This window comes from Aurantimicrobium minutum (assembly GCF_029892845.1).
Taxonomy (GTDB): domain Bacteria; phylum Actinomycetota; class Actinomycetes; order Actinomycetales; family Microbacteriaceae; genus Aurantimicrobium; species Aurantimicrobium minutum_B.
Map to the genome: position 1 here is coordinate 200243 of NZ_JARXVT010000002.1, position 23950 is coordinate 224192.

Genomic DNA, 23950 nt, shown 5'->3' on the forward strand with positions numbered 1-23950 from the left:
AGCCCAGTTGTTATGTTGAGCTTTGTGGCACTCGTCTTTATAGGAACCGACTTCCACGACACCCCGTTAACAGATCTCGAGAAGTTTGAAGCAGCTTCGGCGCAGGTGTTAAACACCTTGAGTCCGCATGATTCTTTTCTTGAAGGGGTCGTCGTGTTGGCGACCTGTAACCGTTTTGAGATTTATTTTGAGGCGGAGTCATTTCACGACTCCATGGACTATGTCACCTCTGCGGTAGCAACTGCATTAGGCGTTTCTTCCGAGGTAGTCACGTCCATGTTGAAGGTTCTCTACGGCGATAGTGTTCCGCAACACCTGTTCTCTGTTGCCGCGGGACTTGAGTCCATGATTGTTGGCGAGGAAGAAATATCTGGGCAGGTCAAACGCTCACTTTCTCTGGCTCATCAGCGGGGCTATGTTTCTAAAAACTTGAACCACTTGTTCCAAAACGCGGCCTCGGTTGCCAAAGCAGTTACGACTGAAACCGGTCTGGGAGCTTCTGGGCGTTCGGTCATCACGACGGCACTGGATGTGGCCTCTGAAGAGTTGGGCGGGATTGCAGGTAAGTCGGTCCTCCTCATTGGCACGGGCGCCTATTCCCGAGTAGTTTCTGCGGCGATTCAGAGGCAGGGCGTAGACAACATCTTTGTGTACTCACGTGCGGGACGGGCTGAGAAGTTTTCAGAAAATCATGAAACAACTCCCGTGAGCAAAGAGCAACTCGTTCAGGTCATGGCAGAGGTAGATCTCGTCATCAGCGCAAGTGGCGCTCCTGGGTATGCCGTCGATGTAACCCTTGCCCAGGAAGTCCTCGCCTACAGATCGGGCAAGTCAGATTTAGTGCTTATCGATGTCTCACTGTCGAAGGATGTTGCGCCGGAGGTGTCTCAGCTCGAGCAAATGAGTGTGATTGATCTTGAGCAGATTAAGCATCGGGCACCTCAAGAACACATTGAATCTGTCCTCACCGCGCGAGAAATCATTCATACTGCTGTGACTGATTTTGAAAACAGCATGGCGTCACGAAGTATCGATCCTGTCGTTGCCGCACTTCGTTCACACATCGGCCTTTGGGTTGATGAAGAGATTGAAAGTGTGAGGCGAAAGTCCGGCAATTCAGCTGCCGAAGAAGTGCAGAAGTCCCTTCGCAAAGTCACAAATGCCATCTTGCATGCACCGTCTGTAAAGGCCAAAGAGCTCGCTGTTGATGGCAATCACGATGACTACATCAATGCTGTTCGGCTTCTTTTTAATATCGAGGTGAACGAAGGTGGCTAAATTACGCGTGGGCACGCGAGGCAGTCTTCTCGCCCTCACCCAGACCCGACTTTTTACCTCCCAGCTATGTCAGAAGCATCCTGATCTGGAGATTGAAGAAGTCCTCATACAGACACAGGGTGACATCAGCACCGAACCGCTCAATCAATCAAAGACCCCGGGCCTGTTCGTCTCTGCCTTACGTGATGCTCTCCTTTCTCATGAGGTCGACTTCATCGTGCATTCCATGAAAGATCTCCCCGCCCAGCCCTTCCCGGGAATCGAGACTGCATGCATCCCCCTCCGTGAAGATTCGCGTGATGGGTTCGTGAGTCGAGGAAATATCCCTCTTATGCAACTGCCTGCAGGGGCTGTCGTTGGGACGTCTTCACCACGACGTGCGGCACGTATTCGGCAGTTGCGAACAGATCTGACCGTGACCTCCATCCGCGGAAATATCGACACAAGAATTGCCAAAGTCGAGCAGGGCGAATTTGATGCCACGTTACTCGCCATGGCAGGGCTAAACCGTATTGGGCGGGCTGATGTGGTCTGCGAAATATTTGAGAACACCGACTTCATTCCGGCAGCAGGACAGGGCGCATTGTCAATTGAATGCCGCTCGGAAGACGCTTATGTCCGAAAGCTTCTCGCTGTTCTCGATGATGAGGAGACCCGACTTCTTGTCGCAGCGGAACGTCATGTCTTAGTCGGATTGGATGCCGGTTGTGCCACAGCAATTGGGGCATGGGCTTTCTGGGAACAAGGAACCCTCATCCTTCGTGCAGAGTTGTCCGTGGAAAGCACGGGAGAGTCTCAACGGGTTGAACTCAGTGCTGAACTAGGTCTTGATGAGTGCCCACGGGCACAAGAATTAGGCCTCGAGATTGCTTCCCGCTTGAAGGCAAGTCCTATCGCAGAGCGGGTGGCTTGGAAATGAGCATACTCCTCATCCGTGCAAACAGAAATGACGTTGATCAGGCTGCACTTGACGTGCATGGTGTCGAGAGCATCGTCGATCCCTATCTGAGCATTTCCAAAGTTAACAATCCTGGAGGGATCGCTCGACTGCGTGAAGCGTTGATTGCACCGGGCAGCAAATGGCTCGTGGTGACCTCGACAAATGCCCTGTCTTTTTTTCAAGCAGAACTTAATCCTGGCGAACTTGAGCAGATTATTCAGACAGCGCCTGATCTCAATTTCGCAGCAATCGGCGCACAAACCGAGAAGCTGCTCAATGACCTCGGTGCTCACAACGTACTTCGTGCAAGCGAGGCAGATTCAGACTCACTGGCTTCGGTGATTGCGAAAACAGAGCCTTGTCCTGTCATCATCCCCTCGAGTTCTATTGCCATGAAGTCACTTTCCCGAACTCTGATCACACATGGCTTTGAGCTTGTGGAAGAAGTGATTTATGCGACTGAAGCCGTTACACATTTCCCCACGTCTGTGAAACAGATAGCCAACGGACAGATTTCAGGAGTGCTGCTTCGCTCCCCGAGTGCTGCTCGTGCCTTTGTTGATTTCAACGGGGTAGTAGACCTTCCTGTCTTTTGTGCTGGGCGCACAACTGCAGCGCAGGCGGGGGTGCTAGGTCTCTCCGTTTCCGCAGTGTCAGTCGACCCCAGCCCTGAAACAGTTGCCCTGACCATCTCCGAATATCTGAAAGCACACAGCTCATGATTAATCGTCTACGACGACTCCGGACAACCCCAGCGATGCGCGAGCTCGTTGCAGATGTCACATTAAGCCCCAAAAACCTCATGCTCCCCATCTTCGTAAAGGAGGGGATCACTGAACCTCGTGAAATCCCGGGCATGCCTGGTGTTCTACAGCACACAGAACAATCCTTCCTTCACGTCCTTGACGACGCGATTGCTGCCGGGATTGTTTCTGTCATGTTCTTTGCTGTTCCTGAAGAGAGAGATGAGGCAGGCAGCCAGGCCTGCTTGTCTGGGGGAATCTTGACTCGAGTAGTCAGGAAAGCCCGTGAGCACGTGGGCAACACGTTAGTGCTCGTTGCAGATCTCTGCCTCGATGAATTCACTGATCATGGACATTGTGGAGTGTTGGATTCCTCCGGAGCGGTTGATAATGACGCGACATTGAAGCACTACGTGGAGATGGCTTCCGTTCTCGCGGAAGCTGGAGCTGATCTCTTGGGAACCAGCGGAATGATGGATGGACAGGTTACTGCCATTCGTGACGGTCTAGATGCCCGTGGGTTTGTGAACACCGGGATTCTTGCCTATGCCGCGAAGTATGCTTCGAACTTCTATGGCCCCTTCCGTAATGCTGTGGAATCTCAACTTTCTGGTGATCGCAAGACCTACCAACAAGATTTTCGCCGAACCAAAGAGGGAGCTGAAGAGATTCTTCTGGACTTGGATGAGGGCGCAGACATGGTGATGGTGAAACCTGCCCTCGCCTATATGGACGTGCTCAGACAAGCGGCACAACTGTCTTCCAAGCCTGTTGCTGCCTATGTGGTGTCTGGTGAATATTCCATGGTGGAAACGGCAGCAGCTCAGGGCGTCATTCCAAGGGAAGCAACTATTTTCGAACTTCTTTATGCCCTCAAGCGAGCTGGCGCAAACATTATCTGCACATACTGGGCACTTGAATTTGCACTCAAACTGAAAGAGCAATCATGACCACTTTTGAGACGTCACTGCAATGGCACAACCGAGCCCAGCGCATCATCCCTGGTGGCGTGAGTTCACCTGTCCGAGCATTTCAATCCGTCGGTGGCACTCCCCGCTACTTCGTCAAAGGCGAAGGGTCGAAAGTTTGGGATGTTGATGGCAACGAATACGTAGACCTTGTGGGTTCGTGGGGACCCATGATTGTTGGTCACACTCATCCACATGTTGTGGGGCGAGTGAAGTCCGCAATGGAGAAGTCTTTCTCATTCGGCGCACCAGGACCGGGTGAAGTATTGCTCGCTGAAGAAATTGCTGCTCGTGTTCCTGCTTGTGAACGCGTGCGATTTGTTTCCTCTGGGACAGAAGCTGTAATGACAGCAGTTCGACTCGCTCGAGCTGCAACTAGCCGCAACCTGATCGTGAAGTTTGCGGGTTGCTATCACGGGCACAGCGATTCCCTTTTAGTTCAGTCAGGCTCCGGTATTGCGACGCTCGGATTGCCTAACTCACCTGGTGTGACGCCTGGCCAGACCCAAGACACCATTGTTGTTCCTTTCAATGACATTGACGCTGTGACGCAGCTCTTTACCGAACGAGGTTCTGAGATTGCCGCAGTGATCACTGAAGCAACCCCTGCGAACATGGGTGTTGTTCCACCCCTGCCAGGTTTCAACAAGTTCCTCTCAGACATTACGAAGAAGCACGGTGCGCTGTTCATCCTGGATGAGGTCATGACAGGCTTCCGAATCTCTCAAGGTGGATGGTGGGGAAAGTTTGGTACTGAAGAGGACTGGACCCCTGACTTGTTCACCTTTGGAAAGGTCATTGGTGGAGGTATGCCGCTGGCTGCCGTGGGTGGCTCTGCTGCCGTCATGGAACTTCTCGCCCCAAGCGGTTCTGTATATCAAGCGGGCACTTTGAGCGGTAATCCTGTTGCCACCGCGGCCGGTCTAGCAACGTTAGAGCTGTGTGACTCAGAGCTTTATACGGCACTTGATTCCAGAGCTCGTGAAGTGGGTTCTGCTATCTCTGATGCCTTAATCGCCGCAGATGTCCAACACAGTTTTCAGCAGGCGGGAAACCTCTTTTCCTTCTTCTTCACGCCTAATAACGTCTACAACTTTGATAACGCAAAAAAGCAGGACACTTCGGCTTTCGCAGTATTCTTCCATTCGTTGCTTGAACAGGGAATTTCGGTACCTCCGTCTGCATTCGAGGCGTGGTTTGTCTCCGGTGCTTTGACAGATGACGACGTGGACAAGATTGCCAAGGCCGCGTCAGTCGCTGCGCAACAAGTGAGACTGCGCTCAAGCTGAGAAATTACTGAAAGCGGTATTACCGCACGCTTATAGGATTAATCGTTATGGTTTCCCCGATTGCAGATACTCGCAGAGAAGCAATCTTGTCGGCTTCTCTCCAGTTGCTCGATGCCTCAGGCGTCGAGGGAATTTCCATGGCGAGTATCGCCCAGGCGACTGGATTGTCACGCCCCGCGATTTATCAATACTTCTCTTCCCGAGAAAACATTCTTGGTGAACTACTCATCAACGACATGGCAGATCTCAGCAATGAGATTGACCGTATTGTCTCTGCCGAACAAGAACCGATGGAACAAGTGCGTCTGTGGATTCACTACTCCCTGGCACACATGGCAAGCAAAGAACACCGTGTGGTGAGGGAGATTTCCGTAAAGAATCTTCGTGAAGAACAACGCGGCGAACTGATGGCAATGCACGGCTACTTTCTGACTAGCCTGATTTCGCCGCTTAAAGAGTTGGGTATCGAGGATCCTTCTTCTCAAGTCAGCCTGATTTTTGCTGCAATTACCTCAGCTGCAGAGCGAATCGATTCGGGTAAGCCTTTCATTTCTGAAGCAGCGGCTTTAGAAAAATTTGTAATTGCTGGAGTAGATGCCGCCCTCTAGCAATTTATTTTTTAGAAACTGAATTGTTTTTGCCCACATTTTGCCCACAAAACCCAAAGAACTAACCCGACTGTTGTGAACGAGTAGCGTCAAAAACCTAAGCGATATAAGGGTTAGTGACTGAAACTCATTCAACAGAATCATCCCCCGCACGACTGAAAATCGTGAGGTCACGGGATCGACGCCCGTCGGAGCCACCACCTCAAAGCCCCTGAATATCAGGGGCTTTTTGTTCGCCTCATTTTCAGGCGGTGCTCAGCTAGTTCCCAGTGATAATCCATAGCCTGTTGGCATGGGATTTCTAGATCGACTCTTTGGAACCAACTCCGATGAGGAGTACCGCCGCACAACCGATCAGGTTCGTCAGGCTTCAGCCGCACGCAACCAAGACGAGATTGCCGTTGAGCGTTACCGCTACCTCCTGCGCACGGCCTCGCCTGAAGCTATTGAACAAGTGCACGAAGAAGCCTTTGCCAAACTCACGCCGGAGCAGCGCAAGATGTTGTTTACCCAGCTCAGTGCTGATGCGCCAGCTGGTGAAGCACCCTTGAGCGATGAACCTCGAGCTCTTGCTGTCTCAGCCACCCGTTCCGAGATGCGCCAGCCCGGCACCATGGAACGAACACTCGGCCAGGCAGGACAGAACGGTCCAGGATTTGGTTCGATGTTTGCCAGTTCACTTCTCGGAAGCGTTGCCGGTTATGTCATCGCCTCAACGCTGATGAGTGCTTTCATGCCCATGGATATGGGCGGAGATATGGCCAGCGACAGCGGAGCTGACACCGGCGCAGATACTGGATCAGATTTTGGTGGAGCTGAAACCATCTCCGCCGATGGTGGCGGTTTTGGTGATGCTGGGTTCGGCGAAGCCGGATTTGGTGACTTTGGAGACTTCGGCTTCTAGCCCATCAACAAGATTGAGGCCAAGAGCAAGAAAATCAGCGTGAAGATGGCGGGAGTAACAAACCGCACGACGTTGAGCCATGGCGCAAACTTGACCACCTGACGGCTAGCTGCCGAAGGTGACTTCACGAGTGCCAAATCGGCGGCAACTGCCATGGCCTCTGTTGCACTGGCGTATTGAACGAGAGCGCCCAAGATTCCTGACGCAAGCAGAATGCCAAGGGTGGCCAGGCTCAAAAACAGTGGCCCGCCTGCGAGACCGAGAGTGATCAGACCCACGGTCACAATGAGCAGAAACGTCGGCGCCATTTGGGACACCACAATCTGCTGACGATTCTTGTTCCAGAGTTCGAGAAATTCACGTTCAGTCATGTGCTCATCTTATGACTGGCTCTTGCCAGTACTCGGGATAAACTTGCACTACCGCGCACATCTCGGAAGCCTCCAGCTGCGCACATCATTGTGAAACCTCTGGAGAAGAAATGAAACTATTCCGCGCTCGCTCTGCTGTTGCTCTTGTTGCAGCAACCTCTTTTCTGCTTGCTGGTTGTGCTGCAACCACAACAGAAGCCACTAGCACCACAGCATCATGCGACGGTGTTGAAGTTGTGGTGAACTTCGGCATCCTCGATGGCACCAACAGCTCGCAGTGCATCGAGATTACGGGTTCTTCCGCCAAAGCTATTGATGTTGTCCACGACGCTGGTTTCTCCACGGAAGGCACTGCCACCTATGGCGATGCCATTGTCTGCCGCGTGAATGGTCTGCCTTCACCCACCGAACCTGTTGTGGTGGAGGGACAGGCCGAGTTCACGGAGAGCTGCGCAGATATGCCACCTGCTTACGCCTACTGGGCACTCTGGCAGAAGAGCTCTGACGCTGCCTCGTGGGACTACGCCCAGGCTGGGCTTGGCGACCTCACGGTTAAGAAGGGCGAGTCCCTTGGTCTCGTCTTCACCACCGGCGACAGCACTCCTACTCCTGTAGTCGAATGATCTCTCACAGCCGCGGACGTTGGGCTCCCTTCTGGGTGAGCCTGACGTTTGCTGCTGTTTTCATCCTGTTGCGCATTGTCTACCGGCTGGTCTTCGGAAGTTTCAGCTGGCAGGCCATTGGACAAGCAGCAAGTCTTGCTGTTCCTTTTGCCCTCGTCATCGTGGTCTGTGGTTTCCTTAGCGCGCTGGTGGATGTGCGGAAGCTACTGCCTGCGATGTCAGCGCTGCGTTATGGCCGCTCCATCGGAACAGCACTCGCTATTGCACTGTCCAGCTACCCCACCCTGATTCATCAGGTCAAACTGCTGGGCACAGCTCGCACACTCCGTGGTGTTCGATCTCGTTCAGCTTTCCTTGTTCCACTTCTGGAGCACACCATTGAGCGAGCTGTTGCTCTGGCAGCCGCCATGGATCTGCGTGGCTTTGGGGCAGGCAAGCCAGCGTCAGTGAATGATTCGGCTTCGATCGAACTAGATCACTTCACACTTCGTTACGGCAACAAGACCGTCCTGACTGACGTCACCCTCACCATCCCTGCAGGTGAGATCACTGTTCTCACCGGACAGACCGGGTCGGGCAAGACTGCAGTTCTCGAGAGCATTGCTGGCCTCAGCCAGCACTTCCACAACGGTCAGAACACAGGAACACTCACCGTGGGTGTGATTGATCGCAACCTCACTCCTCCTCGCCTCACCGCAGGGTTGATTGGGTATGTTGGCCAAGACGTTCGTCTCAGTTTTGCCGCCGCTACTGCTCGTGAGGAGCTGGAGTTCGGCCTACGCGTCAGTGGCCACACCACAGCTGAAGCCTCTAATCGTGCTGAGGAGCTTATCGCTCAGTTCTCTCTGGAGGCCTACGCTGACCAGCCCATTGAAATACTTTCTGCGGGAGAGGCAACCCGCGTTGCCATCGCTGCAGCACTGGCATTGCACCCCCGCATCCTTCTTCTGGATGAACCTCTTGCTGATCTAGACCGGGACGCTCGAGCTGAGTTAGTTGCTCTTCTCGCCGAGCTCCAGAAGTTAGAACAACTCACCATCGTGATGGCAGAGCACCACACCTCCGAACTCGAACGCCTCACACCACAGTGGCTTTCGGTGAGTTCTGGCGAGGTGTGTTCAGGCCAATGGGGTTCGGATGTGGACACGCTGCCTGCCCGTTCACTTCCTGTTGTGGGATCAGATGAGATCTTCCAGGTGAGCAACTTTTCCGTTGTCCAGGGCAGCCGTGAACTTGTTCAAGATGTTTCGCTCTCACTCCATGTTGGTGAGGTGCTCGCTATCACCGGTGCCAACGGAGTGGGAAAGTCGAGCTTGCTCCATGCCTTGGCTGCTAAAGCTCCCTCGCAGAGCATCTGCCGTCTTGTTCCCGAGAACGTGAGCTCCCTCTTCATTACAGAGACCCTCGAAGAGGAGCTTTCTCGAGCTGATTCACTTGCTGACCACAAACACAGCGGACTCACCGCAATGACCTTCTGGTCTATCCTTGCGACCGAAGAATCTCCTGAGTTACTCAGCGTTCATCCCCGTGATTTGTCTGCAGGAACCCAAGTGGCATTGGCTATTGCACTTCAACTGGCATGGAAGCCTCAGGTTATTCTCATCGATGAACCTACCCGCGGACTTGATGCTATTTCACGTGAAGCCATGGCAGAAGTCCTGCGCTGTGTTGCCGAGACAGGAACTGCCGTCCTCTTTGCTTCCCACGATGAGGCTTTTGTTTCAGACCTGGGTTGCCGTGTTCTTGCGATTCGTGAGGGTGTTCTTGTTTCAGACGAGGTGACCGCATGATTGAACGCCTCAACGTCAAGAATGGTTTTGTCATTCTCGCGACAATCCTTGCCGCGAGTGCATTCGCATGGCCACTCTTTGCCACGGCTCTTCCCCAGCAGGCTCAGGCTGCTGTTCCTGTTGTGGTGTTTGCGCTCGTTCCTGCATTGATCGTGGTTATTTCGTTGCTACTGGATGGTGCTGTTTCTAGCTCGAAGACATTGGCACTTCTTGGACTGCTTGCCGCCGTGGGAGCGGCTGTTCGTATTGCCAGCACCGGAGTGGGCGGTTTCGAAGCCGTCTTCATCATTCTGATTCTGGGTGGACGAGCGTATGGTGCCAGGTTTGGATTCCTGCTTGGAATGCTCACCATCGCGCTGTCATCTATATTGTGGGGCGGTTTTGGCCCCTGGACCGCATTCCAGATGTTTGCAGCGGGTTGGGTTGGCGCCGGAGCTGGCTTGATTCCAGGGCGCATCACCGGTGTTGCTGACAAGGCAGCTCGACGCAGAGAGATTATGTGGCTCATTGCTTACGGTGTTATTGCGTCATATCTCTTCGGGGCACTGATGAACCTGTGGTTCTGGCCCTTTGGTGTTGGACCGGAGACGTCCATTAGTTATCTCCCCGCAGGTTCCCTGCCAGATAACCTCAGTCGCTTCGGGATTTACACCCTGGTGACATCCACCCTCACCTGGGACACTGTGCGGGCATTGACCACCGGCATTGGCCTTGCACTCATAGGTGTTCCTGCGCTGAAAGCACTCCGTAGAGCAAAGCTCTAGATATAGACCGCTTCTTCAAGTGTGTGAGCGTCAGCGATGGGGTGTAATCCATCGCGGTTCACCACGTTGACGAATCTGCGTAGAACAAGTTCCATTTCGGTAGCAAACTGCACCAGATCAAAGTAGGTAGCGCTTGGGTTAGGTCCAACCAACATGTCCAGAGCGTCATCTTCACCCAGAGAATCTGTCAGGGCCGGCCCAAAGATGGCGAGTTCATCAATGTTGTTCATGGCAGCGAGCTTGTGCAACACATCGCTCATCTCTCCGAGGGCTTCCATACTCACATTGCCTGATCCACCCAGGAGCACCCTGCGGCCAGCCATGTATTCCTTATAGGGAACAATGACCGCCTCAGGCTTACGGTGTGCACCCAAAACCACGGGAAGTGCATTCGGATCTGCCCGAAATGTCTTCAGAATCTTGGAAAAGTTCTCACGTGCATCGGCCACGCTGACGATGACATCGGGATTTGAGTACCACACGTTGCTAGGTTATCAAATGTGTACATAAATTTGTATATTTTTTATGTACAAATTTGTAATTGTGTTTGTGGGCACACAAAACAGCCCTTTCGGGCTGTCTTAACGAATAATCGTCTGAGTGGGCTAAACGGAGAAGTATTTAGCCTCGGGGTGGTGGAAGACCAAGGCATCAGTGGACTGCTCGGGGTGAAGCTGGAGTTCTTCAGAGAGAACTACTCCCACACGCTCAGGGCGCAGTAGCTCCACAACCTTCTTTCGGTCTTCCATGTCGGGGCAAGCAGGGTATCCAAGGGAGAAACGGGCTCCGCGGTAGTCCAACTTGAACATTCCGGCAAGATCTTCGGGATCTTCGGCCTTGTATCCCAGTTCTTCACGGGTACGCGAGTGCCAGAACTCAGCCAATGCCTCGGTGAGCTGCATGGCGAGGCCATTGAGCTCCATGTAGTCGCGGTAGGAGTTCTCGGCAAACATCTTGGTCGTGAAAGTGTCCACCGTGGCACCCACGGTGACCAATTGGAAGCCCACCACGTCAATCTGGCCACTTTCACGTGACTTGACGAAGTCGGACAGGCATAGGTGACGATCACGGCGCTGACGCGGGAAGGTGAAGCGCAGGCGATTGGTGCCAATCGCTCCCCCACCTGGCAGGTCTGCCGAGCCACCATCTGGTGCTAAAAGGCCTGGTCGGCCCAGAATTCCTTCCGGGTCATCACCGTGGTTGAGGATGACAAGGTCATCACCTTCAGACACTGCAGGGAAGTAGCCATAGACAACTGAGGCATCCATGATGCCCTCGGCCAAGATGCGGTCGAGCCAGTAGCGCAGACGTGGTCGACCTTCGGTCTCCACGAGCTCCTCATAGCTGGCACCATCATCAGCACGGCTGGGCTTGAGGCCCCACTGACCCATGAAAGTGGCACGTTCATCCAAGAAAGCGGCGTAATCAGCAAGGGCGATGCCCTTCACAATGCGAGTTCCCCAGAAAGGTGGGGTGGGAACAGCGTTATCGAGTGCCACATCAGAGCGTGCTGGCATGTTCTCGGGCTCGGTAACCTCGAGCAAGCTCTTCTTGTGGATGCGCTTCTTCAGTGCTGGCAGACCCACAGAGTCAGGATCTGCGCCACGAGCAATTGCCACAAGTGGTTCCATCAGTGCCAGACCTTCAAAAGCATCGCGCGCGTAGCGCACGGTGCCATTGAATACCGAGGTGAGGTCATCTTCCACGAAGGTGCGGGTCAAGGCAGCGCCACCGAGAATAACGGGCCACTTGGTGCCCAGGCCACGGTTTTGGAGCTCCTCGAGGTTTTCTTTCATCACGACGGTGCTCTTCACAAGAAGACCACTCATGCCGATGACATCAGCATTGTTCTCTTCAGCGGCCTGAATGATCTCGTTGATGGTCTTCTTGATGCCGATGTTGATGACGTCGTAACCGTTGTTGGTCAGGATGATGTCGACCAAGTTCTTACCAATGTCGTGCACATCACCGCGGACTGTTGCCAGGACAATCGTTCCCTTGCCGGCTTCGTCGCTCTTCTCCATGTGGGGTTCGAGAAGTGCAACAGCGGTTTTCATCACCTCTGCTGATTGGAGAACGAACGGCAGCTGCATTTCTCCGCTACCAAAGCGCTCACCCACAACCTTCATGCCGGCGAGGAGGTGGTCGTTGATGATCTGGAGCGGACTCACGCCATTCGCACGGGCGAGGTCGAGGTCTTCTTCCAGGCCTTTACCCTCGCCGTCAATAATGCGGCGTTCGAGGCGTTCTCCCACAGGAAGTGCTGAGAGTTCAGCCGCACGGGCGTCCTTGAGGCTGGCAGAGTCCACGCCATCGAACAAGTCGAGCATGGTGGAGAGAGGGTCATAGGTGACGTTGCCATCGGTATCGTATTCACGACGATCCCAGACCAAGTCCAAAGCAACTTTGCGCTGGTCTTCTGGAATAGAGGCCAAAGGAACAATCTTTGCTGCGTCCACGATGGCCGAGTCGAGGCCAGCCTCGACTGCTTCGTGGATGAAGACCGAGTTCAGCACCGCACGCGAAGCGGGGTTTAAGCCGAAGGAAACGTTAGAAACACCCAGAGTGGTGTGGATTCCCGGGTATTTCGCGTTGATCTGACGAATAGCCTCAATGGTCTCGATAGCGTCGCGGCGGGTTTCTTCCTGGCCGGTGGCAATGGGGAAGGTCAGGGCATCCACGATGATGTCATCGACGCGCATTCCCCATTCGTCGACCAGGGTGTCAACCAAGCGGCTCGCGATGCGAACCTTGTCCGCAGTAGTTCTGGCTTGGCCTTCTTCATCGATGGTGAGGGCGATGACGGCAGCGCCGTGTTCTTTCACCAACGGCATGATGCGCCCGAATCGAGAGGTGGGGCCATCGCCGTCTTCGAAGTTCACGGAGTTGATCACCGGACGACCACCGATGAGTTCCATACCGGCTTGAAGCACCGCAGGCTCAGTGGAGTCCATCACGAGAGGCAGCGTAGACGCACTCGCGAATCGTGACACGATTTCGCGGGCGTCATCGGTGCCATCGCGGCCGACATAGTCAACACATACGTCAAGAAGGTGAGCGCCATCGCGAACCTGCTGACGTGCTATATCTACACAGTCATCCCAACGGCTTTCGAGCATGGCTTCGCGGAATGCCCTGGAACCGTTGGCATTCGTGCGCTCACCGATAGCGAGGAACGCATTGTCTTGGGTGAACGGAACGTGTTGGTACAGGCTGGCCACACCAGCGTCGTGCTCAGGTGTGCGGGGAGTGAGCTTCATGCCACCGACGCGGTCAACTACTGCCTTGAGGTGGGCGGGGGTTGTGCCACAGCAGCCGCCGACAAGAGCGAGGCCAAACTCTTTCACAAACTGTTCGTGCGCAGTTGCGAGCTCTTCGGGGCCGAGCGGGTACCTCGCACCATCTGCAGTGAGCTCAGGAAGACCGGCGTTGGGCATCACCATGATGGGCACGGTCGAGTACTTGGAGAGCTGGCGCAGGTGCTCGCTCATCTCGGCAGGGCCAGTGGCGCAGTTCAAGCCGATCATGTCAATACCGAGTGGCTCGAGAGTGGTCAGAGCGGCACCGATTTCGGAACCCATCAACATGGTTCCGGTAGTTTCGACCGTTACCTCGACAAAGATGGGGAGCTTGATGCCCTCTTCTTCGATGGCTTGCTTGCACCCATTGACGGCAGACTTGGTCTGCAGCAGGTCCTGCGATGTTTCAATGAGGAATGCATCTGCACCACCGCGGATGAGGCCAACGGCCTGCTCCGCGAAGGTGGCCTTGAGGTGAGCATAAGTTGTGTGGCCCAGGCTGGGGAGCTTGGTTCCAGGACCCATTGAGCCCAATACCCAGCGCATGCGGCCATCTTGAGCTTCAAACTTCTCGGCACTGGCGCGAGCAATCTCAGCGCCTGCTTGAGCAAGTTCAGTGATGCGATCTTCAATACCGTAATCACCCAGGTTGGACCAGTTCGCACCGAAGGTGTTGGTCTCGACGCAATCAATGCCTGCGTCAAAATAAGCATCGTGTACTGAAGCCACAATGTCAGGTCGGCTGATGTTGAGGATCTCGTTACAACCCTCAAGCTGCTGGAAGTCCTCCATGCTGGGGTTTTGATCCTGCAACATGGTGCCCATGGCGCCGTCTGCAATCACGACTCTTTCAGAGAGCGCGGTAAGAAGTGCTTGGGAACGTGGCGGAATCACAGGAATAGACACCCCTGAAGTTTACCGTTCAGTTCAAGCCAGATGTTCGCCGAAGAAAGCCTCGATGCGTGACCACGCATCGGCAGCCTCAACAGGACGGGGCTTGAACCCCACAACAGTATTCATCAGCGGGCGCAGCGCCTTGGGCCCTGCTTGCGTAGGGTTCATAAACGCGTGGGATGCTTCCGGGTACACCTTCACATCATGAGGAATACCTGCCTGAGTTAACGCCGCTTCGAGTTTGGGACCAGCACCCTTGAGGGATAAATCCTTGCCACCGAAGCTGGCAACAATCGGGCACGACCCCACCAATTGGGTATCAAGGTCTTTGGCTGCTTGACCGTAGTTCACGGCAGCAGCGTCATAGCCCTTGCTCACAAGTTGAAGTGCGAAGCCGCCACCCATGCAGAAGCCCACGACACCCACCTTGCCACTGCAATCGGGGCGGGAGAGCAACAGCTGCTTGGCCGCCTCCACGTCGACGTAAGCCTGTCCCGTTCCATCCACGAGTGCACGGAAGGTTGCCTTGAGGCATTTGCGCATGCCGCCCCGGCTAAAGAGATCAGGCATCAGCACCAAATAGCCCGCACTGGCCATCCGGGTAATCTGCGAGCGCATCGACTCGTCGATTCCGAAAACCTCGTGCACCATCACCACTGCAGGGAAGGGGCCTTTCCCAGCAGGAACGGCGAGCACACCGCGGAGCTCATCGTCACCTTCGAGTGGGATGCTGATTTCTTTCAGCTCCACGTCATGCACCATAACTAGCGCAGCTTCTTGACCACAGGGATAGCGGTGGTGGGCGTCTCGCCTTGGTCATAAACCTCATCGGGACTGCCGATCACGAGTGAATCGGTGGGGCCAATCACGCTGGCGTCTTTGCCGTCGTAATCGAAAGAGTTGAGCACCCATTTCATGGCTTCAAGACGAGCACGCTTCTTGTCATTCGACTTCACCACGGTCCACGGAGCAACGTCTGTGTCAGTGGCCTGGAACATTGCTTCTTTGGCTTCGGTGTATTCATCCCACTTGTCCAAGGAGGCGAGGTCTGTGGGGGAAAGTTTCCAGCGCTTGACGGGGTCCGTGCGACGCTCAAGGAAGCGTCGACGCTGCTCAGCTTCTCCAACCGAGAACCAGAACTTGAAAATCTTGATACCTGACTGAGCGAGCATGCGCTCAAACTCAGGGGTGGAGCGAATGAACTCGTCATACTGCTCATCCGTGCAGTAACCCATCACACGTTCAACACCAGCACGGTTATACCAAGAGCGGTCAAACATGACGAGCTCACCTGCAGCGGGCAGGTGTTCAACATAACGCTGGAAATACCACTGGCTGCGTTCGCGCTCGGTGGGCTTCTCCAAAGCCACAACCCTCGCACCACGAGGGTTCATGTGTTCCATGAAACGCTTGATAGTTCCACCCTTGCCGGCGGCATCGCGGCCTTCAAACACAATGATGACGCGCTGGCCTGTTTCCTTGATCCATACCTGGAGCTTGAGCAGCTCAACCTGCAACACGTGCTTGCGATGGTCATACTCTTTGCGCGTCAGCTTGGTGTCATAGGGAAAGCCCTGACGCCACGCGTCATCCTCAGCGAGGGTCGTGGGGGCATCGTCGTCAAGGAGATCCTCGGCAGTGAAACCGGCCTTGAGGATTTCGGCGGTGTCCATGGTGCCATCGCTGTTAGGGCTCATGTTTTCAGCCTAGGTCTCGAGGGTAAACAGTTGGTAACCCGATTAGGGGTGAAGCGGTTGCTTGCGCAGTTTGGCCCACACTCGGGCAATCACCAGTGCAATGAAGGCATTGATCGACATGAAGGTGGCGATACCCAGAATGTAGGCAACAACTCCACCGACACCGTTGGGGCCGTCAGGCTCGAGGAAGGGGTAAGGCCACCAACCGGTGATCATTCCGCGGATCACGGTGAAGCCAACCCAGCCCAATGGATACACCAGCGCCCACCACATTGCTCGAATCCGCAGGGCAATTCGACCGGAGGAAAACAGCCACTCCAGCACGATCACGATTGGAACCCACACATGGGTGCTTTCGTTACACCAGGCAGGTGGTTCATAGCCTTCGGAAGGGATGTTGCGCAGCAGCACGTTATAAACAACACCGGTCACGATGGCATAGGAGAACACCGAGACTCGAACGATGGTGAAGAGTCTGCTGTCTCGAACCGTGGTCCACGCCAAGTAGCCACCGACAGCAAAGGCGACGATGTTGATCAGGCTGGACTGGATAGTGAAGTAGCTGAAGTACTTCTCAGGATAGAAAGCATCATTAGCCACTTCGGACCAGATTTGGGTCACAATTGCTGCCAAAACCCATGCAGAAATTCCCCAGCGGACAAGGGCAGTGATTTTGCGTGACGTTGAGCTCACGAGCATGACGTTAGCACCTCATTCAGCGCACTAACAGGTTTGAGTTCATAGAATTAAGTCATGAACACAGATCAAGGTCTTCTCGCAGAACAGCCCGGAGTATTCGCCCTACTTGCTTTGCTGTTTCTATGGAGCTACGTGTGGAAAGCTTTTGCCCTCTATCGCGCTGGCTCTCTGAAGTCGGTGCCCTGGTTCGTGGTGCTGTTCATTCTGAACACCGCAGGAATCCTCGAGATCCTCTACCTCTTCGTTTTCAGCAAGCGCAAGAAGGACTAGGGCGCCAATAGCCACAAAAGAGGCAGCAATGCCATAGCAATTGTGGCGATACCCAGAAGAATTCTCGACCACAGCGGGCTCTTCCACTTCCCGAGTAATTTCTCATCCGAAGCAATCCACCAAATCACTGCCATCAGGATCGGTGCTGCCAAACCATTCGTAATTGCGGCAATGATGAGGAACTGCATCGGGTTCAACCCCACCAAGTTGAGGGTGAGCCCCACCACGATCGACAAGAAGATCACGGCATAAAAAGCACGTGCTTGGCTGGGGCGCTTCTCTAAACTTTCACGCCATCCAAAAGTCTCCGCCATGGCATAGGAGCTGGCTCCAGCAAGAACAGGGACGCTGAGCAATCCTGTTCCTAAGATGCCTAATAAAAACAGCACTCCAGCGTAATCACCAGCGATAGGAACAAGAGCCTGTGCTGCTTGTTCTGCGGTCTGAATGTTCGTGACACCGTTCTTGTGCAGGGTCGCGGCAGCGGTAATCATGATGGCGGCCATTGCGAAGACCCCAGTGGCCATGCCTGCAAACACATCGCCGCGCATGGCTTGAATGTGAACCTTCGAGACACGATAGTTCGCAGTGTTGCGTCGCTCTTCTACTTCCTCGGCGGACTGCCAGAAGAACAAGTAGGGAGAAATGGTGGTTCCCGCAATAGCGATGAGCAGTGCGATGTCTCCCTTTGACCACTCAAACTGCGGAATAAGGAGGTCACTGCCAACCTGAGCCCAGTCAACATGGGCAACAAACATGACCGCGAAATACGCCAAGAGCGACAGGCACAACCAGCGCAAAATCTTGGCATAGCGGTGATAAGGAACAAAAACTTCGGCCACCACGATGACGACAGCAAAGAGAATCACTCCCGCAAATTGGGGGACGGGAACAAGGAGCTGGAGCGCAGCGGACATCGAACCTAGATCCGCAGCGATGTTCACCGTGTTGGCCACCACGACCAAGACCAAACACAAATAGAGAATGGGCCTGGGCATACGAGCCTTGATGACCCCCGCCAGACCATGACCAGTAACTAAGGCAATTCGGGCGCACGCTTCCTGCACGGCAAACGCCAAAGGAAGTAACAGTGGTGCACTCCACAGCAGTCGATACCCTGTTGCAGCACCAACCTGAGAATAGGTGCCAATGCCCGAAGGATCATCATCTGCGGCACCGGTAACGATGCCGGGCCCGAGTCTGCGGAAATAGCCGCGACCCCTGACGAGATTTCTTCTGGGGTGGTGCTGAGAGGGTGCCTCTTCAGGTTCAGCGATCTCAGCATCACGAATAGTCATGAAGAACTCCCTCCGTGCTCCAGCCTACGCCGACTACTCGAGAGTCGATTGAAACAATGACTTCTCCCCGCACACGTTGGTTCGGCCTGCTGTTTATCAGCCTTGCTGTCTCGCTCATCATCGTCGACTCGACCATTATCAATGTGTCGATTCCTTCAATCATTGAAGACCTCGGAATCACCAGCACCCAGGTGCAGTGGGTTCAGGAGTCCTACACACTTGTCTTCGCTGCACTGATTTTGGTATTCGGCGCACTGTCTGACCGCTTCGGACGTCGCCGCCTGCTTATTATCGGTATGACAATCTTCGTCATCTCTTCGGTGATTGCCGGATTCTCCGAAGATGGCAACCTGCTCATCGCAGCACGTGTGCTTCAGGGCTTCGGTGGCGCGATGGTTCTGCCCACCACCTTGTCTTTGGTCAACGCCAACTTCCAGGGCAAAGAGCGTGGCATCGCATTCGCCATCTGGGGTTCCACCATTGGTGGAATGGTGGCCGTTGGCCCCCTCCTCGGTGGCTGGCTCACCACGGACTACTCATGGCGCTGGGCTTTCGGAATCAACATCCCTATCGGCATCATCATCATCATTGGTGCGTTGCTCACCGTTCCCGAATCCAAGGAAGACGGAAACAACGGTCGCATCGACTGGCTTGGTGCTGTGTACTCTGTCATCGCCATGTCAACCCTGGTCTTTGGTCTCATCGAAGGTCGCACTTACGGTTGGTGGGAAGTCAACAAGCCCTTCACCGTGGGCGACTGGACCTGGCCTGGCAAGGTGTCCATCATCCCCGTGATGTTCTTGGTCTTCGTTCTGGCGACCACCCTGTTCATTACTCACGGAGCAGCCCGCCTGAAGAAGGGCAAACCAGCCCTCATCGCATTCAAACTGTTCGGCATCGCCTCGTTCCGTAACGGAAACATTGCGGCGATGGTTATCGCTTTAGGCGAATTCGGCATCATCTTGTCACTGCCACTGTGGCTGCAGTTCGTTATTGGTTATGACGCTCTCCAGACCGGTTTCGTTCTCCTCGGTCTTGCCGGTGGAGCATTCGTAGCTTCCGGTCTTGCTGGTGGACTTTCCGGCAAGGTTTCACCCGTTGCCATGGTTCGCCTCGGTATCTTGCTCGAAATCGTTGGTGTTGCCGGTGTTGGATTTGCCATCAGCCCAGAGGCAAGCTGGATCAACGTTGTTCCCTGGCTCTTCGTCTATGGAATGGGTGTTGGCCTGGCCACCGCGCAGCTGACCAACGTCGTGCTCAAGGATGTTCCTGTTCAAGAATCTGGTCAGGCATCTGGAACGCAGAGCACCGCTCGTCAGCTTGGATCGGCTCTTGGTATTGCTGTGCTGGGAACAATCTTGTTCACCTCCGTCCAGGTTGAGCTCACCCAGAAGCTCACCGATGAGAAGCTGCCTGCAGCACAGGTCACTCAGATTGTGGACTCGGTCGTTGACAGCGCTGGTGGCGCGATTATCGGTCTCGAGCAGAACCCCGCGACCCAACCCATCGCAACTGCTGCCAAGGTAGCCATCTCTGATGGAACTCGCTATGGCGCATTCGCAGCGGCTGGCTTCCTCGGCTTGGGCTTCCTCGCCACTCTTTCACTCGGGGCAACCCGCAAGGAAGAAGTAGAGAAGCTCCACGAAGACGGAGACGCTCACGTCATCTAAGTAACTTCACTCAAACGACAGAGCCGGCCCCCAATAGGGGGCCGGCTCTGTCGTGCTTGGAGGCGAGGTGTGTCTAATGCTTTTCTGGAACGGGCGCTTGACCGCTGGCGGCAAGCTTTTCAAAATAGTGGCGTGCTTCTTCTTGACGAATGCCTTCAATGCCGGTGGCAATCTCAGCGCGGAGGTGTTCGGGGCCATACCCAAACGCATCAACCAAATCTTGAGCGTGTGTGCGCAAGCGTGTGATCAAGCGGTCAACGTAAGCAGTAACGGCCTCTGCACGCTGCGCTGACAGACGTCCCTTGATCAAATACCAGGCAAGGTTCTGCTCAATGACGTGGAGTCCAAAGAGGTCACGAACCCAGGTCAACACCTGCTTTGTTCCCTCATCTTCGATTCGTGTGAGGGCCTCAGTGAAGGCTTCCCACTGCAGCAGGTGGCCGTGAGCGGAAGCTGCCTCAATGAGTTGACTCTGCTTCTCGTTGAACACGGCAGCTTCTGTCCCGCTCTTCTTCGCATCGCGAAGGTCAAGTGCTATTTCCGCAATCATGGTCTCGACGCGATCAGTGAGCAGTTCGTGCTGAACTTCAGGATCGCGCAGTTCATTGACGGCACGTGCAGTTGAACCACGGTCGTGCACGTTCTGTCCGAGTCGTCGAAGTCCTGAGCCCGTGACAGCACGTTCAGTTACCTGTTCCATCATGAGGCGGGCAAGGGTGCCCGTGTCGGCGTCCTTGAACTTGCGGCTGTAATCAGTGAGCAAACGCTTGGCCACCAGCTGAAGAAGTACATTGTTGTCCCCTTCGAAGGTGACATAGATGTCTAGGTCTGCACGTAGTGCCGTCAATCTGTTCTCGGCCAAGAATCCTTGACCACCACATGCTTCACGTGTTTCCTGCAGAGTGTTGAGTGCATGCCAGGTGGAGAGTGGCTTCAAAGCTGCTGCGAGGGTTTCGAGGTCCTGACGGTTCTCGTCCGTGTCATCTGCCCCGCTGAACACGGAATCGAACTTCTCCAGAAGTACTTCCTGCGAGAAGGCCTGTGCATAGGTCGTGGCAATGAGTGGAATCAAACGGCGCTGGTGGCGTTGGTAGTCCATCAACACCGTCTCGCCGTGACCTGCCTGGCCAAACTGGCGTCGTTCGTTGCCATAGGTCACGGCAATTTGCAGAGCGAGTTTGGAGGCATTTACTGCAGCTCCGTCGAGAGATACGCGTCCCTGCACCAGCGTGCCCAGCATCGTGAAGAAACGACGGCCTGGGCTGGCAATAGGCGAGGTGTAGGTACCGTCTTCAGCAACATCGCCGTAGCGGTTGAGCAGGTTGGTTCGTGGAACACGAACGTGGTCAAAGTGAAGTCTGCCATTATCAATGCCGTTCAATCCACCCTTGAGCCCGTCGTCTTCGCCACCGATTCCGGGGAAGAAGTTTCCGTCGTGATCACGAAGAGGAACATAGAACGCGTGAACACCATGGTTCACTCCCTTGGTAATCAGCTGAGCAAAGACCACAGCTGCCTTGCCGTGAACGGCAGCGTTGCCGAGGTAGTCCTTCCATGCACCACGGAATGGTGTATTGATCACCCAGTCCTGGGAATCCACATCAAAGGTTGCCGTGGTGGCAATGGAGGACACATCAGAGCCGTGACCGGTTTCCGTCATGGCATAGACGCCTGGGGTTTCTAAGCTAATCGCCGAAGGAAGCCACAGTTCGTGGTGGGTCTTGGTGCCGAGGTGCAGGATGGCTGCAGCAAAGAGGCCCCACTGGACGCCGGACTTAATCTGCATAGAGGGGTCGGCGACGACCAACTCCTGGAAAGCTGCCAGGTTTCCGCCATGATCGGCCTTTCCACCAAACTCAACAGGGAAGGAGAGGTTGACCTGACCGTTCTGCACCAGAAGCTTCAATTGTTCCAACGCCCTGGCACGGTGTTCATCCCGGGAAAGTCCGGGAATGCCCTGCATTTCAGGCCGTCCGGCTAGTTCACGCGAAGCGAGACGAATATCTGCCCATTTACCGAGCAAAAAACGCTCCAGAAATGTGCGGTCAACGGTCGCTGACTCGTTTTCTGTCTCAATTTTGTCGATGACTGACATGATGTGGAACCTTTCGAGGTGAATATCTACAACTCCAGACTTATTGCACCTCACCACAACTCACTGAGCAACACCTGTGTGGAGCTTCTACAACCAACAGGGCGCAAGCCCTGTTTTGTTTGTTGTTTCCGTACCGATGCTCACAGGAAACACTTAGGCTGGAACAATGCTCACCGTCCTCTTTGGCCTCTCCGGCGCCCTCGTCTTTGGCAGCGGCGACTTCCTCGGTGGAATGGCCTCCAAGCGCATGGGTGCATTCCTGGCAACGGGTGTTGCTGGCGTGGTGGGCTTATTTGTCTTGTTCGGTCTGAACCTTTTTGTTCCCGGCGAAGTCACTCCTGAAACAGTGTTCTGGGGTCTCATTTCTGGCGTCTGTGGTTCACTCGCGATCTTGCTTCTCTATGCAGCGCTTGCCATTGGTCCGATGAGTATCCTCTCTCCCCTGGGCGCTCTCATCTCCGCTATCTTCCCTGTGCTGTGGGCAATCTTTATCGCCGGTGAAACCTTGGCATGGTTTGGTTATCTCGCACTGGGCATTGGAGCCATCGCCATCGTGTTGGTGGCATTTACCCTCGAGAAGGAAGCCGTCAAGCCTCGCCTACGTGGAATCATCTTTGCGTCTATTTCTGGCATCTTGATTGGCCTGTTCCTGATCGTGATGGATCAGGTTCCACAAGGTGCCGGCGTTTACCCGTTGGTATTCAACCGCTTCGTGAACATCACGATCATGTTCAGTGCCGTCGGAGGCATGGCTCTCATTCGCTGGGCACACAAGCGTGGCTATCTCGGTCGCGACGGTAAGCCTCGCGCTGATCTCGTTGTCGGTGACAAGGGTGTTCTTGATTACAAGAATGGCATCCTGCTGGCGCTGGGCTGTGGAATCCTCGATGCGACCGGTAATGCTCTGTTGCTCTTTGGCATCCAGACCGGAAACCTCAGCGTGATGTCTGTGCTGACCGCGATGTACCCAGCAGGAACAATCATTTTGGCCGCCGTCATCCTGCGCGAGAAGATCACCAAACTGCAATTGTTCGGCATGGTGCTGGCCCTCGCTGCAGCCGGACTTCTAGCACTGAGCTAATTCGTCGTCTTACCGATCAGGTGAAAAGGAACGGTTTCTTCACGTATCGTCCCGCCCTGTGAGCAATAACATTATGTCCATGAACCCTCAGGACATCACAGACGGCGAATGGCTTAACCCGCCCCTCGCACTAGAGTCACGCTCTTCTGGGTTCTTTGTGACGGCAAAGGAACACAGTGACTTTTGGAAAACCACGTCATACGGGTTCATTCACGATAGCGGGCATGCCCTGCTCAATGACTTCCCTCAAGATAGCTCGCTCGAGGTCAGTTGGATTCTGAACTACGACCAACAATTTGATCAAGCTGGCCTCATGGTCTGGTCTGACGAAGAGCACTGGATCAAAGCAGGAATTGAATACGCTGATGGGTCACCCCAGCTTGGCGCAGTTGTAACGTCCGGGCTATCCGACTGGTCAGTTGCTCCAGTAAGCGAATGGATGAATAAAGAAGTTCACCTTCGCATGAGTAGATCTGGCGATGCCCTCACCATCCGGGCCAGATGCGAAAGTGACTGGCAGCTTGTTCGCCTCGTGCCACTAGCTCCCTCACGAACCTGGAAAGCAGGGATTCACCTCGCCAGTCCAAGCCGGGCAGGATTGACCGTTCAGTTCACCTCACTCACGAGTGGGCAACCCGATCATCAACTGCATTAACTAACAAGAACCGC

General features: G+C 54.6%; 22 protein-coding genes. 14 read left to right on the plus strand and 8 right to left on the minus strand.

The window, feature by feature from the left end:
- The first annotated feature begins 12 nt into the window (after positions 1-12).
- From M2118_RS03555 to M2118_RS03585, 7 genes are all read left to right on the plus strand, one after another.
- Positions 13-1278 carry a glutamyl-tRNA reductase gene (locus tag M2118_RS03555; protein WP_110232661.1) on the plus strand — a complete coding sequence of 422 codons (1266 nt, stop codon included), beginning with the start codon at positions 13-15 and terminating at the stop codon, positions 1276-1278.
- Complete coding sequence (gene hemC, locus M2118_RS03560) at positions 1271-2197, plus strand: hydroxymethylbilane synthase (protein ID WP_110232660.1); 927 nt, start codon at positions 1271-1273, stop codon at positions 2195-2197. The genes M2118_RS03555 and hemC overlap by 8 nt, the downstream gene beginning before the upstream one ends.
- Positions 2194-2940: a uroporphyrinogen-III synthase gene (locus M2118_RS03565; RefSeq protein ID WP_110232659.1), complete on the plus strand. Its 747-nt coding sequence runs from the start codon at positions 2194-2196 to the stop codon at positions 2938-2940. The genes hemC and M2118_RS03565 overlap by 4 nt, the downstream gene beginning before the upstream one ends.
- Positions 2937-3911 carry a porphobilinogen synthase gene (hemB, locus tag M2118_RS03570; RefSeq protein WP_110232658.1) on the plus strand — a complete coding sequence of 325 codons (975 nt, stop codon included), beginning with the start codon at positions 2937-2939 and terminating at the stop codon, positions 3909-3911. The genes M2118_RS03565 and hemB overlap by 4 nt, the downstream gene beginning before the upstream one ends.
- Positions 3908-5218 (plus strand): glutamate-1-semialdehyde 2,1-aminomutase, encoded by a 1311-nt coding sequence (gene hemL, locus M2118_RS03575; protein ID WP_110232657.1) that lies wholly within the window; start codon positions 3908-3910, stop codon positions 5216-5218. Before hemB ends, hemL begins: the two co-directional genes overlap by 4 nt.
- Positions 5219-5265: 47 nt before the next feature.
- On the plus strand, positions 5266-5826 hold the full coding sequence (locus M2118_RS03580) for a TetR/AcrR family transcriptional regulator (RefSeq protein ID WP_110232656.1): 561 nt from the start codon (positions 5266-5268) through the stop codon (positions 5824-5826).
- 292 nt (positions 5827-6118) lie between these two features.
- Positions 6119-6730, plus strand: a complete 612-nt coding sequence (locus M2118_RS03585) for a hypothetical protein (RefSeq protein WP_280794572.1) — start codon at positions 6119-6121, stop codon at positions 6728-6730.
- On the opposite strand, the gene M2118_RS03590 is transcribed toward M2118_RS03585, so the two are convergent.
- Positions 6727-7101, minus strand: a complete 375-nt coding sequence (locus M2118_RS03590) for a hypothetical protein (protein ID WP_110232654.1) — start codon at positions 7099-7101, stop codon at positions 6727-6729. The two genes, M2118_RS03585 and M2118_RS03590, sit on opposite strands and share 4 nt — an antisense overlap.
- A gap of 110 nt (positions 7102-7211) precedes the next feature.
- Here M2118_RS03590 and M2118_RS03595 point away from each other — a divergent pair, with 110 nt between their 5' ends.
- From M2118_RS03595 to M2118_RS03605, 3 genes are read left to right on the plus strand one after another with little or no spacing between them, the layout of a single operon-like run.
- On the plus strand, positions 7212-7724 hold the full coding sequence (locus M2118_RS03595) for a hypothetical protein (protein WP_110232653.1): 513 nt from the start codon (positions 7212-7214) through the stop codon (positions 7722-7724).
- Entirely contained in the window at positions 7721-9514 is a 1794-nt protein-coding gene (locus M2118_RS03600) for an ATP-binding cassette domain-containing protein (protein WP_280794573.1), read from the plus strand. The genes M2118_RS03595 and M2118_RS03600 overlap by 4 nt, the downstream gene beginning before the upstream one ends.
- On the plus strand, positions 9511-10278 hold the full coding sequence (locus M2118_RS03605) for an ECF transporter S component (RefSeq protein WP_280794574.1): 768 nt from the start codon (positions 9511-9513) through the stop codon (positions 10276-10278). The genes M2118_RS03600 and M2118_RS03605 overlap by 4 nt, the downstream gene beginning before the upstream one ends.
- On the opposite strand, the gene M2118_RS03610 is transcribed toward M2118_RS03605, so the two are convergent.
- The 5 genes from M2118_RS03610 to M2118_RS03630 form a co-directional block, all read right to left on the minus strand.
- Positions 10275-10760 (minus strand): hypothetical protein, encoded by a 486-nt coding sequence (locus M2118_RS03610; RefSeq protein WP_280794575.1) that lies wholly within the window; start codon positions 10758-10760, stop codon positions 10275-10277. The genes M2118_RS03605 and M2118_RS03610 overlap by 4 nt on opposite strands.
- 123 nt (positions 10761-10883) lie before the next feature.
- A complete protein-coding gene (metH, locus tag M2118_RS03615; RefSeq protein ID WP_432418376.1) occupies positions 10884-14483 on the minus strand; it encodes a methionine synthase in 3600 nt (1199 codons plus the stop codon).
- A 21-nt stretch (positions 14484-14504) separates the two neighbouring features.
- Positions 14505-15221, minus strand: a complete 717-nt coding sequence (locus M2118_RS03620) for a dienelactone hydrolase family protein (RefSeq protein WP_280794576.1) — start codon at positions 15219-15221, stop codon at positions 14505-14507.
- 14 nt (positions 15222-15235) lie between these two features.
- Positions 15236-16168, minus strand: a complete 933-nt coding sequence (gene ppk2, locus M2118_RS03625) for a polyphosphate kinase 2 (protein WP_280794577.1) — start codon at positions 16166-16168, stop codon at positions 15236-15238.
- 42 nt (positions 16169-16210) lie between these two features.
- Positions 16211-16861, minus strand: coding sequence for a Pr6Pr family membrane protein (locus tag M2118_RS03630; RefSeq protein ID WP_280794578.1), 651 nt, complete (start codon positions 16859-16861; stop codon positions 16211-16213).
- 60 nt (positions 16862-16921) lie between these two features.
- Here M2118_RS03630 and M2118_RS03635 point away from each other — a divergent pair, with 60 nt between their 5' ends.
- The gene (locus tag M2118_RS03635; protein ID WP_110232646.1) at positions 16922-17137 is read left to right on the plus strand and encodes a DUF5652 family protein; all 216 of its coding nucleotides are present in this window, start codon (positions 16922-16924) and stop codon (positions 17135-17137) included.
- Here the strand turns inward: M2118_RS03635 and M2118_RS03640 are convergent.
- A complete protein-coding gene (locus tag M2118_RS03640; RefSeq protein WP_280794579.1) occupies positions 17134-18435 on the minus strand; it encodes an Nramp family divalent metal transporter in 1302 nt (433 codons plus the stop codon). The two genes, M2118_RS03635 and M2118_RS03640, sit on opposite strands and share 4 nt — an antisense overlap.
- A gap of 56 nt (positions 18436-18491) precedes the next feature.
- On the opposite strand from M2118_RS03640, the gene M2118_RS03645 reads away from it, so the two are divergent.
- Positions 18492-20105, plus strand: a complete 1614-nt coding sequence (locus M2118_RS03645) for an MFS transporter (RefSeq protein ID WP_280794580.1) — start codon at positions 18492-18494, stop codon at positions 20103-20105.
- A 73-nt stretch (positions 20106-20178) separates the two neighbouring features.
- Here the strand turns inward: M2118_RS03645 and M2118_RS03650 are convergent, their stop codons facing one another.
- Positions 20179-22200, minus strand: a complete 2022-nt coding sequence (locus tag M2118_RS03650; RefSeq protein ID WP_280794581.1) for an acyl-CoA dehydrogenase — start codon at positions 22198-22200, stop codon at positions 20179-20181.
- 166 nt (positions 22201-22366) lie between these two features.
- On the opposite strand from M2118_RS03650, the gene M2118_RS03655 reads away from it, so the two are divergent.
- The gene (locus tag M2118_RS03655) at positions 22367-23281 is read left to right on the plus strand and encodes an EamA family transporter (RefSeq protein WP_280794582.1); all 915 of its coding nucleotides are present in this window, start codon (positions 22367-22369) and stop codon (positions 23279-23281) included.
- 58 nt (positions 23282-23339) lie between these two features.
- On the plus strand, positions 23340-23936 hold the full coding sequence (locus M2118_RS03660; RefSeq protein ID WP_280794583.1) for a DUF1349 domain-containing protein: 597 nt from the start codon (positions 23340-23342) through the stop codon (positions 23934-23936).
- The last annotated feature ends 14 nt before the right edge of the window (positions 23937-23950 follow it).